Here is a 13081-nt window from a genome sequence, read left to right as displayed (position 1 = left end):
TTTATTGGTCGCGGCTAAAGCCCCTCCCACAGGATATCGCTTGCGGGAGGTGCGTCAGCTGCGATCTTACAGGCGCGGATAGTCGATATAGCCGACCGGGCCCGAGCCGTAGAAGGTTTCCGGGTGCGGCTCGTTCAGCGCAGCGTCCTGCGCCAGGCGCTGCGGCAGGTCCGGGTTGGCGATGAAGGGGATGCCGAAGGCCACGGCATCGGCCTTGCCTTCGGCCAGCCAGGCGTTGGCCTGATCCTTGGTGAAGCGTTCGTTGGCGATGAATACACCGCCGAATGCCTGCTTCAGTTGCGGCGTCAGGCTGTCATCGTCGGCTTTTTCGCGAGCGCAGATGAAGGCGATGCCGCGCTTGCCCAGCTCGCGAGCGACGTAGCCGAAGGTTTCGCCACGGTTGGCGTCGCCCATGTCGTGCGAGTCGGCACGCGGTGCCAGGTGCACGCCGACGCGGCCGGCGCCCCATACCGAGATGGCGGCGTCGGTCACTTCCAGCAGCAGACGCGCGCGGTTCTCGACGCTGCCGCCATACTGGTCGGTACGCTGGTTGGTGCTGCTCTGCAGGAACTGGTCGAGCAGGTAACCGTTGGCACCGTGGATTTCCACGCCATCGAAACCGGCGGCCATGGCGTTCTCGGCGCCTTGCCGATAAGCCTCGACGATATCGGCGATCTCTTCGGTCTCCAGCGCACGCGGGGTGACGTAGTCCTTCATCGGACGCACCAGGCTGACGTGACCGGCCGGCTTTATGGCGCTGGGGGCGACCGGCAGTTCGCCGTCCAGGTAGATGGGGTCGGAGATACGGCCGACGTGCCAGAGCTGCAGGACGATCTTGCCGCCGTTGGCGTGCACCGCCTGGGTGATGTTGCTCCAGCCGCGAATCTGCGCATCCGACCAGATGCCGGGGGTATTCGGGTAGCCCACGCCCATCGGCGTGACGGCGGTGGCTTCGCTGATGATCAGGCCGGCCGAGGCGCGCTGCACATAGTACTCGGCCATCAGTGCGTTGGGCACGCGGCCTTCGTCGGTGCGGCAGCGGGTCAGCGGCGCCATGATGATGCGGTTGTTCAGGTGCAGATCACCGATCTGGATGGGGTCGAACAGTGTGGGCATGGTGGTTTCTCCGAGGGAAAGGTCAAATCAGAGTTGCTGGCCAAGGCGCTCGACGAAAGCCTGGATCAGCTCGTCGTTGCGCTTGAAGAAGTGCCACTGGCCGACCTTGCGACTGGTCACCAGACCGGCGCGTTGCAGGGTGGTCAGATGGGCGGAAACGGTGGATTGCGACAGGCCGGTGCGCAGGAAGATCTTGCCGGCGCACACGCCGATCTCCAGCGGGTGATCCTGTTCGGCGAAGTTGAGCTCGGGCTCCTTCAGCCAGTCGAGGATGTCGCGGCGCAGCGGGTGGGCGAGGGCCTTGATGATGAGGTCGATGTCCATGGCGGTGTCGGTGTGTATCGTCATGGGGCGAACCTTATATCGTCTCCGGGCGATATACAGATCGATTGTTCCAATAGTCTCCATCAACGGCTTCGATTGTCCTGCTCAGGGCGGTAAGCTCGCGGGATGAACTACCTGGCCCATCTTCATCTTGGTGGCGACGCACCGCCGCAGTTGCTCGGCAGCCTCTACGGCGATTTTGTCAAAGGCCCGCTGAGTGGGCGCTGGCCGGCAGAAATCGAGGCGGCCATCCGCCTGCACCGGCGCATCGACGCCTTTACCGACAGCCACCCGCTGCAGGCGCGCGCGCGTGCTCGTTTTCCCGCCGAGCGGCGACGCACGGCCGGCATGCTGCTGGATCTGTTCTTCGACCATTGCCTGGCGCGCGACTGGGCCGAGTATGCGGCGCAGCCGCTGGATCATTTCACCCGCCAGGTGTATCGCGTGCTGGCCGCCGAGGCGGAGCTGCCAGGACGCCTGGCGCTGATGGCGCCGCGCATGGCGGCGCAGGACTGGCTGGGCAGCTACCGCGAGTTCGCGGTGCTGGAGCAGGTGATTGCCGGCATGCAGCGGCGCCTGTCCAAACCGCAACTGCTCGATGGCAGCCTGTCGGAGCTGGAGCTCCTGTACGAGCCGCTGAGCGAAGATTTTCGCGCCTTCTACCCCGAGCTGATGGCCTTTGCCGAGGCTGAGTTGAACGCATCGGGGTAGAGGCGGTGCGCATGGCGCACCCTACGGGAGTTCCCGGCATCCGTAGGGGGCTTCAGCCGCGACGATCATCGCTCAAGCCCCTCTCACAGAGGCTCAAGCCGCCTGGGCATACAGGCCAAAGCGCCGCACCACCCATTTCTCCAGTTCCGCCACGCTGAACAGCGCCAGGCCTGCCAGCAGTACCCGCAGCCACTCATCCAGGCTCATGCCGACTGAGCCAAACACAGCCTGCATCGGCGGCGCATAGGTGTAGAGCGCCTGCAGTACCAGGCAGGCGGCGATGGCCAGCAGGACCGCGCGGCTGCCCAGCAGGCCATCGAGGCTGAGCACGGAGGCGAAGATGCGCCGGCTGTTGATCAGGTAGAACACCTCGCACATCACCACGGCATTCACTGCGATGGTGCGGGCGCTTTCCAGGCTGTTGCCGCGCTGCACTTCCCAGAGGAACAGGCCGATCCCGGCGCCGGCCATCAGCAGCGATACCAGCAGCACGCGCCAGACGAAGAAGGCCGACAGCAATGGCTCGTCCGGTGCCCGTGGCGGGCGGTCCATCAGCCCGGACTCGGCCGGTTCGAAGGCCAGGGCCAGGCCCAGGGTCACCGAGGTGACCATGTTGATCCACAGCACCTGTGCCGGAGTCAGGGGCAGGGTCAGCTGGAACAGGATGGCGGCGATTACGATCAGCGCCTGGCCGCCGTTGGTGGGCAGGGCGAAGAGGATGAATTTCTTCAGGTTGTCGTAGATCGCCCGGCCCTCGCGCACGGCGCCGGCGATGCTGGCGAAGTTGTCGTCGGCGAGCACCACTTCGGCCGCTTCCTTGGCCGCTTCGGTACCCTTGTCACCCATGGCCACGCCGACGTCGGCGCGCTTGAGGGCCGGCGCGTCGTTGACGCCATCGCCGGTCATCGCCACCACGTCGCCGCTGGCTTGCATGGCCTGTACCAGGCGCAGCTTGTGCTCCGGGCTGGCGCGAGCGAACACCTCGACGCCCGGCAGTACCTCGCGCAGGCTGCGCTCGTCGAGCAGCTCCAGCTCGGCGCCGGTCATCGCCGGCAGGCCGATACCGATACCCAGCTGGGCGCCGATGGCGCGGGCGGTTTCGGCATGGTCGCCGGTGATCATCTTGACCCGGATACCGGCGCGCTGGCATTCGGCGACGGCGGCGATGGCTTCCTCGCGCGGCGGGTCGATGATGCCGACCAGAGCCAGCAGGGTCATGCCCTGTTCCACATCGGCGAAGTTCAGACTGCGCTGGGAGGCTGAGGCCGCGCGACTGGCGATGGCCAGCAGACGCAGGCCACGGGCAGCCAGATCGGTGGCCTGGCGCCGCCAGTAGTCGGCGTCCAGTGGCTGCACGCTACCGTCGCCATCACGCTGGTCGCTGCACATTTCCAGCAGACGCTCCGGCGCGCCCTTGAGGTAGATCACGCCGTGGCCCTGATGGTCATGGTGCAGGCTGGCCATGAAGCGATGCTCGGACTCGAAGGGGATGCTGTCGCTGCGCGGCAGTTGCACATTCAGCGTCGGGGTCTCCAGCCCGGTCTTCAGGGCCAGGGTGTGCAGTGCGCCCTCGGTGGGGTCGCCCTGCAGGCGCCAGCTGCCAGCGGCGTCCTGCTGCAACTGGGCGTCATTGCACAGGGTGGCGGCGCGGGCGATTTCCAGTAATGCGGCATCCGGCTCCACCAGCGCACCGTCGAGATGGAAGGCGCCCGCCGGGGCATAGCCGACGCCGCTGACGTCGAGCACGCGGCTGGCAGTGACCAGACGCTGCACGGTCATCTCGTTGCGCGTCAGGGTGCCGGTCTTGTCCGAGCAGATCACCGTCACCGAACCCAGGGTTTCCACGGCCGGCAGGCGCCGCACGATGGCGTTGCGCGCGGCCATGCGCTGCACGCCGAGGGCGAGAATCACCGTCATCAGCGCCGGCAGGCCTTCGGGGATGGCGGCAGCGGTCAGCGCCACCACCATCATGAACATCTCGGCCGGGTCCTGGCCATGCCAGAAGGTGCCGAGGGCGAAGGTCGCCAGGGCGAAGATCAGGATGGCCAGTGCCAGCCAGCGGCTGAACTGCTCGATCTGCCGCAGCAGCGGCGTGGTCATCGTCTGCACCTGTTGCAGCATGGCGCCGATGCCGCCCAGCTCGGTGTCAGCACCCGTGGCCACCACCACGCCGCTGGCCTGACCACTGGCCACCAGGGTGCCGGAATAGGCCATGCAGCGGCGGTCGCCCAGCGCCGCGTCCGTCTGGCAACGAGCCAGGGATTTCTCCACCGGTAGCGATTCGCCGGTCAGTGCCGCCTCCTCTACCAACAGGTTCTTCACGCTGATCAGGCGCAGGTCGGCCGGCACCTTGTCGCCGGAGGCGAGCAGAACGATGTCGCCTGGCACCAGCTGACCGGCGTCGATCTCGCGACGCTCGCCGCCACGCATGACCAGGGCGTACGGCGACAGCAGATTGCGGATGGCGTCGAGGGCGTTCTCCGCCTTGCCTTCCTGAATGAAGCCGATCACCACGTTGATCAGCACCGCAGCGAGTATCACCGAGGTATCGACCCAGTGGCCGAGCAGGGCGGTGACCAGGGCGGCGGCCATCATCATGTACAGCAGCACGTTGTGGAACTGGTACAGCAGACGCAGCAGCGGGCCGCGTCGCTTGGGTGGTGGCAGACGATTGGGGCCGTGACGTTGCAGGCGCAGTTCGGCTTCTTCCTGGCTGAGACCGCTGCTGCTGCTGTGTTGGGTGTCGAGCGCTTGTTGTGCAGTCAAACCGTGCCAGGTGTGGTCACTATGTGGTGAGGGGGCATTGCCCATGCGGCGCGTCTCCTTCGTTGGGCCGGGCTGCACCTGTCGGACGCCATCTGGCGGGGCAGTGAGCCGTCCTGATTACCCTAGTCCGCTTTACCGCGTCGGGCCTGACCTGCATCAAGGAGTAAGGCGTCGGGAGGCGCTTGAATGTAACGCGGTGTTGAACCCCATGGAGGAAACGAGATGATCAAGATTCTGGTAGCGACCGATCTGTCCGAGCGTTCGGCGCATGCGCTGCAGCGCGCCGTGCAACTGATCCGTCGCCAGGGCGGCGGCGAGTGGAGCCTTGTGCATGTGATCGATGACGATGCGCCGGCCGCGCACGTGCAGCGTCAGGTGCAACAAGCCGAGACGCTCTTGCAGGCGCAGGCCGAGCGCCTGGGTGAGCAGGCCGGCAGCGTTCCGCGAGTGATCGTGGGCACTGGCGAGGCCGCAGCGGTGATCGTCGAGAGCGCTCAGGGCATGGGCGCCGATCTGCTGGTGGTGGGCGCGCATCGCAAGTCGGCGCTGCGCGACTTCTTCGTCGGCACCACGCTCGAGCGCGCAGTGCGCAGCAGCCATCTGCCGGTGCTGCGGGTCAACGGCCCGGTGACGCACGAGTATCGTCATGCGCTGCTGGCGATGGACCTCTCGCACACCTCGCAGCAGGCGCTGAACCGAGCGTGTGAGCTGGGCCTGGCGAGCCTGGACAGCCTGCATGTGGCCAGTGCGGTCGAGCCGGTAGCGGCAGGCGCGATGATGGAGGCCGGCATCAGCGCCGAGGTGCTGGAGAACCAGCGCGAGCTGCTGCGTCAGCAACTGCTGGAGCGTCTGGATGCAGTCGGTGCGAAGCTGAGCGACGAGCGTTTGCGGGTGCAGATCGGCTCGCCCGAAGGTGTGGTCGGCGAGGCCTTGCGTCACTCCGGTGCGGACCTGCTGGTCCTTGGCACCCACGCCCGTGAAGGCGTTTCGCGCTTCTTCCTCGGTAGCGTGGCCAGTCGGTTGCTGGCCTCGCTCGACAGCGATGCGTTGATCGTGCCGCCGGCTGGCTGAGCGGTTATGACCTGTAGCCTGGATGAAATCCAGGGAGCCCTTGCAAAAGCCCCCGGATTGCATCCGGGCTACGCGGTGGAGTTAGGCGGCTTCGGCTTCGGTCGGCACCATGGCGGGCGTTTCCAGTTGCAGGGCGCTGGCGATGATGGCCTGGCTGTGCCGGGCCAGTTCGTTGCGGCTGCGTGATTCGCTGGGGATCGGCGCGAGCAGGCGTATCTCCACTTCACAGGCCGAGCTGGAAAGCAGGCGCAGCAGGTGCGAAAGCATGTCGTCGTCGCCGACAAAGGGCGCTACCGGGCAGGGTTGGCCATCGCGCAGATAACGGATGGCGACCGGTTGGACGGCCACGCCGCTGTCGATGGCGCTGCTCAGCAGACGGCCATGGAACGTGCGCAGGCCCAGGCCGTCGGTGGTGGTGCCTTCGGGGAATATCAGCAGGTGATGGCCCTGCTGCAGATGGCGGGTGAGCTGCTGGCCGACCTGGCTGCTGTCACCGGCACCGCGACGGATGAACAGCGTGCCGGCCTTGTGCGCCAGCCAGCCGGCGACCGGCCAGCCGCGCACTTCCGCCTTGGACAGGAAGGACAGCGGCTGCAGGGCGCCCAGCAGCGGAATGTCGGTCCATGACACATGGTTGCTGACCCACAGCATCGGCTGCGTCGGCAGTTCGCCTTCGACCCGCACGCGAAACGGCAGGGCACCGCCCAGGCGCGCCAGAAACCAGCGCGTCAGGCGTTGGCGCAACGGCATCAGGTCATGCCGAACCACCCGCTCGAACAGACTGACGATGCCGGCCAGCAAGGTGCCGAAGGCGATTACCAGGGCCAGGTGTAGCAGGCGCAGGGCCAGGCGCAGTCGGGGCATGCGGGACTCCAGATGAAAAAAGCCGGCCTCTGTCTACAGGGCCGGCGCAGGGGATGCAAGTGTAGCTGTCAGACTGCGGCCTTGAAGTGCCGGGCATAGCGCGGGCACAGCTCGTCGCGCTTGAGCAGGATGAACACGTCGGCGACCTGGAAGTCGCGGTCCCAGCAGGGCTCGCCGCAGATCTTCGCGCCCAGGCGCATGTAGGCCTTGAGCAGCGGCGGCATCTCGGCGATGACGTTGCCCGGCACATCCAGTTGCGGCAGCGGGTGCCTGGGCTCGGCGCGCAGGTGCTCGGTGCACAGGTAGCGCTCGCGCAGGCGCTGCATGATGGCCTGGGCCTGGATGCCGCCGTCCTGCATGGAGATGCTGGCGCAGCCCATCAGGTAGCGGTAGCCGCCTTCGTTGAGTACCTCGGCCAGCTCGCCCCAGAGCACGGCGATGGTAGCGCCGTTGCGGTAGGCGACATCGACGCAGGTGCGGCCGATTTCCAGTACCGGGCCTTCCAGTTTGGCCAGGCCGTGCAGGGCGAACTCCTCTTCGCTGTAGTAGCGACCGAGGCCCGCGGCGGCCTGGTGATCGAGCAGGCGAGTGGTGGCGACCAGTTCGCCGCTGTTGAGGTCACGCACGCCGATATGGCGGCAGTGGATGTCGTAGTCGTCCATGTCCAGACCCAGTTCGGCGCCATTGAGCTTGGCATCGAATTCCGCGCTGAATACGCGATAACGCAAGGCCTGAGCTTCACGCAGGGCGGCGGGGCCTTGCAGGCGTTCGGCCTGCAGACGGCGAGCAGTTTGAGTCATGCCAGATCCTCCGTGTGCCGGCTGAGTGCTTGCAGCCGGTCGATCTTGTTGGGCAAGCTCAGGCTAGGTAGCTGCAGTGTCACCACCGTGACGCTTTTCTTATGCTTATGTGACAGCGGCGCAAATGCTGCTGCGAGGAGCCTGTACGATGCCCTGGTCGAGTCTGTTTCAGCCCGGTGAACGCCTGACTGCCGAGGCGGGCCTGGAAGACTGGTACGCCCGCTTGCTGGTGCGTCTGGGCGGTACGCCGCAACCTTTCGAGCTGGCGCTGTTGGGCGGCCTGCAGGCGGCTACGCCGGGGTTGGCGTTTCTCGCCGGCTATCAGGCGGCGTTGCGCGTGCTCTGGCCTGCAGCGCCCTGGACGGCCGGCGCCCTGTGCGTGACGGAGAACCGCAGCACCCGGCCGGCGGACATGAACACACGCATCGATGGCCTGCAGATCACCGGGCGCAAGGATTTCGTCACCGCCGCCGAATGCGCCGACTGGCTGCTGGTGGCGGCGCGCGAGGAAGGTGAGGGTGAAGCGCCGCGGCTGGCGCTCGGCGTGGTACGCCAGGGCGCACCGGGCGTTTGTATCGAGCCGCTGCCGGCACTACCGTTGATGCCGGATATCGGCCATGCGCGACTGCATCTGCAGCAGGCCCAGGGCGAGCGCCTGGCCGGCGACGGCTGGAGCGACTACGTCAAACCTTTCCGCACCCTGGAAGACGTACACGTACTTACCGCTGTTGTCGCCTGGCAATTGGGTGTGGGGCGCGATTGTGGCTGGCCTGAAACGCTGCTGTTGCGTCTGCAGGCGCTGCTGGCCGGCTGTGCCGAGGTCGCGCGACAGGCGCCCGATGCGCCCACTACCCATCTGTTGCTGGCCGGGTTGTTCGCCACGCAGCAGGCGTTGGCGGGCGAGCTGGAGGCGGCCTTTGCCGCTGGCCCTGCGCAATGGGCCGAGCTGTGGCAGCGCGACAAGGGCTTGCTGCGCATCGCCGAGGCGGCGCGCGGCAAGCGCCTGGAGAACGCGCGGCGGATTGTCGCCGCCCGTTGATCCATATCAGTACCCATTGCTGTTGGCGCGCATAAGGTTGCCTCGCGATTCACTGACGAGGTTTCCATGCGCCGCGAGCCCATCGTGCTGTTCGATAACGGCAACCACCAATGCCTGATGTTCGATGACCTGGTCAGCGGCGAAGGCGTGCAATCCAACCAGTTCCTGATCACCGACAACGAGCAGTACCTGCTGCTCGATCCGGGCGGTGACCTGACCTACACGCCGCTGTCGCTGGAGCTGTCCAAGCACATCCCGGTGCAGGACCTGACCTACATCTTCGCTTCGCACCAGGACCCGGACATCATCGCCTCGCTGGACAAGTGGCTGCTGCACACCCGTGCGCGGGTGATCTGCTCCAAGCTGTGGGCGCGTTTCCTGCCGCACCTGACGGCCAATTACCTGGTGCTGAGCCGTGGCATCAACACCTTTGATCGCATCATCGCGTTGCCGGATCGCGGCCAGAGCATTGCGCTGGGCAAATGCTCGCTCAAGGCCGTACCGGCGCATTTCCTGCACTCGGTGGGTAACTTCCAGGTGTATGACCCGGTGAGCAAGATCCTCTTCTCCGGTGACATGGGCGCCTCGATGGTCGATGACGCCACGCCGGTACGCGACTTCGTCAACCATGTGCCGAACATGGAAGGCTTCCACCGCCGCTACATGGCCGGCAACAAGGCGTGTCGCCTGTGGGCGGCGATGGTGCGGCAGATGGATGTGGAAATGATCGTGCCGCAGCACGGCCGGCCCTTCGTCGGCCCGGAAATGATCAGCGCCTTTCTCTACTGGATCGAGAACCTCGAATGCGGTCTCGACCTGATGGGGCCTGAGGATTACCAACTGCCCAGATAGCGGCAGGGTGCGCTGCCCGAATGAAGGCGGGGGATGGCGGTTTCGTCACTTCAAGCCGTCACCATGGCCATGCTAGGGTGCGCCACGATTTCTGATCGAGGCCGCCCATGTCCACCTCCTTGCTTCGTCGACTGAGCCTGGCGCTCGGTTTCAGCCTGGCTGCCAGCACCGCCCAGGCGGAAAACTGGCCGCAACCCGACTGGCAGAGCCAGCCACGCGTCGAGAGCGCCGCGCTGGCTGAGCTCGAACAGTACGCCTTCCCGGATCGCAATGAAGCCGAACGCACGGGCGTGCGCACCGATGCGCTGCTGGTGATCCGCGACGGGCAGATCGTCTACGAGCGCTATGCCGAACCGACCACGGTACAGACCGCGCATCTCTCCTGGTCGATGGCCAAGAGCCTGCTGGCCAGCACCTTGGGTGTGGCTTATGGCGAAGGGCGCTTCAAGCTCGACGCAGCGGCCGCGCAGTACTACCCGGCGATGGCCGAGCATCCGCAGATCAAGATCGGGCACTTGCTCAACTGGGCTTCGGGTCTGGCCTGGGAAGAGGACTACGAGTACGCGCCGCTGAAATCCTCGGTGGTGGCCATGCTCTACACCCGTGGCCGTGACGACATGGCGGCCTTCACCGCCGCGCACGGCGCAGACGCCGCGCCGGGCACGCGTTTTCGTTATTCCAGCGGCGACAGCAACGTGCTGGCGGCCGCGTTGCGTGGCATGGTCGGCGAGCAGGCCTATGCCGACTATCCCTGGACGGCGCTGTTCGAGCCGCTGGGCATCACCAGCGCAGTCTGGGAGCGCGACGCCAGCGGCACCTTCGTCGCGTCGTCCTACGCCTACATGACCGCGCGCGACCTGGCCCGTGTCGGCCTGCTGATGCAGCGCGGCGGTCGTTGGGGAGAGCGCCAGCTGCTGCCGGGCGCCTGGGTCGATTTCGTATCCACGCCTTTTGCCAGCTATCAGCCGCAGTTGGCCAAGCCGGGCGATGCCGTCCCGGGCGGGCATTGGTGGCTCAATGCCGAACTGCCAGGCAGCGCGCGACCCTGGCCGGATGCACCGGCCGCTACCATCGCCGCCCTGGGGCACTGGGGGCAGGGGCTGTACGTGCTGCCCGAGGAAAAACTGGTGGTGGTGCGCTACGCCGATGACCGTGACGGCAGCTTCCAGCACAACGAACTGCTCAAGCGCGTGCAGGCGGCTTTCGCCACGGAGGTGCAGCCATGATTCGTCGTCATCCGATTCTCAGCGTGGTGGCGCTGTTGGTGATTCTGCTGCTGGCCTGGGCCTGGCCGAACCGCGCGCATCTGGCGGCGTTCCCCGACATCATCGGCGCCTACACGGCCAAGGAGTACTGCTCCTGCCGCTACGTCAGTGGCAACCCGGCGGCCTATTGCGAAGGCTATGTGAAGCAGTACGTGCCGATCAGCAGCCTGCTCGATGACGACAGCGCCAAGCGCGTCACCGCCAGCGGCCTGGGTCGCACCCACAGCGCGGTCTGGCTGGGTGAGCGGCAGGGCTGTCAGCTGCTGCCGAATGAGTAGGGCCTCCCCCCGGACTCCTCTCCACTAGTCGTGCCCCCATGAATGGGAGAGGGAAGCCAAGCGCGTAGCCCGGATGAAAGCCGGGGCATGTTGGTGAGGCGCTCCCGGATTGCATCCGGGCTACGGGTGGAAGAGGCGCCGGGCTTTGCAAGGCGGGCCGTGGCGACTATCGTTGCCGCCTGGTCATGCCTTTTTCGAGTTCTCATGCGCCGTTCGCTTCTCGCCCTGCTGCTTGCCGCTGCCTTGCCCGTTCACGCCGACTGGTATCTGGACAACGAATCTTCGCGTCTTTCGTTCATCTCCACCCATTCCGGCAGCCAGTCGGAGGTGCATCGCTTTCTCACCCTGCACGGGCAGATCGCGGCCGATGGGCGTGCGCGCCTGCGCGTGGATCTTGATTCGCTGAGCACCGGTATCCCGCTGCGTGACGAGCGCCTGCGCGCCATGCTGTTCGACACCTCGCGTCTGCCCGAGGCGCGCATCACTGCCCAGGTCAACCTGCCGCAATTGACCGATCTGGCACCCGGCGCGCAGTTGGAGTTGCGCTTGCCCCTCCACCTGACCCTCAACGAGCGCACGCGCGAGCTGCACAGCGAACTGTTGGTCACGCGCCTCGATGATCGCCGCTTCCAGGTGGTGACCCTGGCGCCGCTGGTGCTGCACGCCGAAGATTTCGCCCTGGCCAGTGGCATCGAGGCGCTGCGTAAAATCGCCGAACTGCCGGCCATCAGCCTGTCGGTGCCGGTGGGTGCCGTGCTGATCTTCACGGCGCGTTGAGCGTGCATGCGCGCGGCAGCATCTTTCCCTGGCGAGGCGGCAATCGCTTCGAATTGCTGCTGGACGGCCCGGTGTTTTTCCCGCGCATGCTGGCAGCCATAGAGGGCGCTCGGCAGCAGGTGGAAATCGAGCTCTATCTGATCGAAGACGGTCGCTGCAGCGAGCGTCTGGTCGACGCGCTGTGCCGCGCGGCTGAGCGCGGGGTGAGGGTGCGTGGTCTGTTCGATGCCTACGGTGCGGCAGGCCTGGGCATCGTGTTGCGTGAGCGCATGCAGGCCGCCGGTGTACAGCTGCGCTGGTACAACCCGGTGCGCTGGCGGCGGGGTATCCGCAATTTTCACCGTGATCACCGCAAGCTGCTGCTGGTGGACCAGCGTCTGGCCTACGTTGGCGGTACCGGCTCCACCGATGAGTTCTGGCTGCCAGACGAGCCTCGCAGTGCCTGGCACGAAGTCATGGTGGAGATCGAAGGGCCGCTGGTGGGCGACTGGCAGCAGTTGTTCGAGCAGCTTTGGCTGGCGCGCTTTTCCTGGCGCCCGAGTCATCAGCCGGTAGCGCTGCGTCTGCCGGAGTGTCCGCCCGCCGGGCTTGGCCTGGGGCGTGTGGCCTATGCCGACGCGGCGCAGCATCGCGATATTCTGCTGTCGCTGATGCGCGCGCTGAAGGGCGCCAAGCAGCGCATCTGGCTGGCCACGCCTTACTTCCTGCCGACCTGGAAAATCCGCCGAGCCCTGCGTCGAGCTGCCGCGCGCGGTGTTGAAGTGCGCCTGCTGTTGGCCGGGCGCCACACCGATCACCCGCCGGTGCGTTTTGCCGGGCAGCGCTACTACCCGAAACTGCTCAGGGCTGGCGTGCGCATCTTCGAGTATCAGCCGCGTTTCCTGCACCTGAAGATGGTGCTGGTGGACGATTGGGTCAGCGTCGGCTCGTGCAACTTCGACCACTGGAACCTGCGCTTCAATCTCGACGCCAATGTCGAAGCGCTGGACCCGGATTTTACCCGGTCAGTGGCGGCCAGCTTCATCGAGGACTTCGGCGTCAGCCGCGAGATCACCCTCGACGATTGGCACCAGCGCCCCTGGTGGCGCCGCGCGCAACAGCGCCTGTGGGGCTGGCTGGATCGCTTGGCGGTGAATCTGCTCGATCGCTGGCGCTGAACGCCAGAGCGATCCGCTCGCAGCCATGGGAGACGCTGGAAGGCTCTATCTCGAGGTTCTA

The 13081-nt window shown here is 66.2% G+C and carries 13 protein-coding genes; 8 read left to right on the top strand and 5 right to left on the bottom strand.

The window, feature by feature from the left end; translation table 11 throughout:
- Positions 1-66: 66 nt before the first annotated feature.
- Together ACN0X6_RS19395 and ACN0X6_RS19390 are read right to left on the bottom strand one after the other, a co-directional pair.
- Positions 67-1116 carry an alkene reductase gene (locus ACN0X6_RS19395; RefSeq protein WP_417706470.1) on the bottom strand — a complete coding sequence of 350 codons (1050 nt, stop codon included), beginning with the start codon at positions 1114-1116 and terminating at the stop codon, positions 67-69.
- A gap of 27 nt (positions 1117-1143) precedes the next feature.
- On the bottom strand, positions 1144-1440 hold the full coding sequence (locus ACN0X6_RS19390; protein ID WP_196476975.1) for an ArsR/SmtB family transcription factor: 297 nt from the start codon (positions 1438-1440) through the stop codon (positions 1144-1146).
- A 126-nt stretch (positions 1441-1566) separates the two neighbouring features.
- Here ACN0X6_RS19390 and ACN0X6_RS19385 point away from each other — a divergent pair, with 126 nt between their 5' ends.
- Positions 1567-2151, top strand: coding sequence for an ACP phosphodiesterase (locus ACN0X6_RS19385; protein ID WP_417706468.1), 585 nt, complete (start codon positions 1567-1569; stop codon positions 2149-2151).
- 93 nt (positions 2152-2244) lie between these two features.
- Here the strand turns inward: ACN0X6_RS19385 and ACN0X6_RS19380 are convergent, their stop codons facing one another.
- A complete protein-coding gene (locus tag ACN0X6_RS19380) occupies positions 2245-4962 on the bottom strand; it encodes a cation-transporting P-type ATPase (RefSeq protein ID WP_417706466.1) in 2718 nt (905 codons plus the stop codon).
- A 177-nt stretch (positions 4963-5139) separates the two neighbouring features.
- On the opposite strand from ACN0X6_RS19380, the gene ACN0X6_RS19375 reads away from it, so the two are divergent.
- On the top strand, positions 5140-5988 hold the full coding sequence (locus ACN0X6_RS19375; protein WP_417706464.1) for a universal stress protein: 849 nt from the start codon (positions 5140-5142) through the stop codon (positions 5986-5988).
- Between the two features lie 81 nt (positions 5989-6069).
- Here the strand turns inward: ACN0X6_RS19375 and ACN0X6_RS19370 are convergent, their stop codons facing one another.
- Together ACN0X6_RS19370 and olsB are read right to left on the bottom strand one after the other, a co-directional pair.
- Complete coding sequence (locus tag ACN0X6_RS19370; RefSeq protein WP_417706462.1) at positions 6070-6852, bottom strand: lysophospholipid acyltransferase family protein; 783 nt, start codon at positions 6850-6852, stop codon at positions 6070-6072.
- Positions 6853-6920: 68 nt separating this feature from the next.
- Complete coding sequence (gene olsB, locus ACN0X6_RS19365; protein ID WP_417706460.1) at positions 6921-7652, bottom strand: L-ornithine N(alpha)-acyltransferase; 732 nt, start codon at positions 7650-7652, stop codon at positions 6921-6923.
- Positions 7653-7800: 148 nt separating this feature from the next.
- Here olsB and ACN0X6_RS19360 point away from each other — a divergent pair, with 148 nt between their 5' ends.
- The 6 genes from ACN0X6_RS19360 to ACN0X6_RS19335 all read left to right on the top strand — a co-directional run bounded on the left by ACN0X6_RS19360 (position 7801) and on the right by ACN0X6_RS19335 (position 13020).
- Positions 7801-8691 carry an acyl-CoA dehydrogenase gene (locus ACN0X6_RS19360; protein ID WP_417706458.1) on the top strand — a complete coding sequence of 297 codons (891 nt, stop codon included), beginning with the start codon at positions 7801-7803 and terminating at the stop codon, positions 8689-8691.
- Between the two features lie 66 nt (positions 8692-8757).
- The gene (locus tag ACN0X6_RS19355; protein WP_417706456.1) at positions 8758-9543 is read left to right on the top strand and encodes an MBL fold metallo-hydrolase; all 786 of its coding nucleotides are present in this window, start codon (positions 8758-8760) and stop codon (positions 9541-9543) included.
- Between the two features lie 107 nt (positions 9544-9650).
- Complete coding sequence (locus ACN0X6_RS19350) at positions 9651-10769, top strand: serine hydrolase domain-containing protein (RefSeq protein ID WP_417706454.1); 1119 nt, start codon at positions 9651-9653, stop codon at positions 10767-10769.
- Positions 10766-11086 carry an amidase gene (locus ACN0X6_RS19345; RefSeq protein WP_192979862.1) on the top strand — a complete coding sequence of 107 codons (321 nt, stop codon included), beginning with the start codon at positions 10766-10768 and terminating at the stop codon, positions 11084-11086. The genes ACN0X6_RS19350 and ACN0X6_RS19345 overlap by 4 nt, the downstream gene beginning before the upstream one ends.
- A 204-nt stretch (positions 11087-11290) precedes the next feature.
- On the top strand, positions 11291-11863 hold the full coding sequence (locus tag ACN0X6_RS19340) for a YceI family protein (protein WP_417706452.1): 573 nt from the start codon (positions 11291-11293) through the stop codon (positions 11861-11863).
- A 2-nt stretch (positions 11864-11865) separates the two neighbouring features.
- The gene (locus ACN0X6_RS19335; protein WP_417706450.1) at positions 11866-13020 is read left to right on the top strand and encodes a phospholipase D-like domain-containing protein; all 1155 of its coding nucleotides are present in this window, start codon (positions 11866-11868) and stop codon (positions 13018-13020) included.
- Positions 13021-13081 lie beyond the last annotated feature (61 nt).

The sequence above is a fragment of the Pseudomonas sp. genome, assembly GCF_048269965.1.
Taxonomy (GTDB): Bacteria; Pseudomonadota; Gammaproteobacteria; order Pseudomonadales; family Pseudomonadaceae; genus Aquipseudomonas.
Note: the sequence above shows the minus strand (reverse complement) of the source record. Positions and strands in the feature narration are given on the sequence as shown.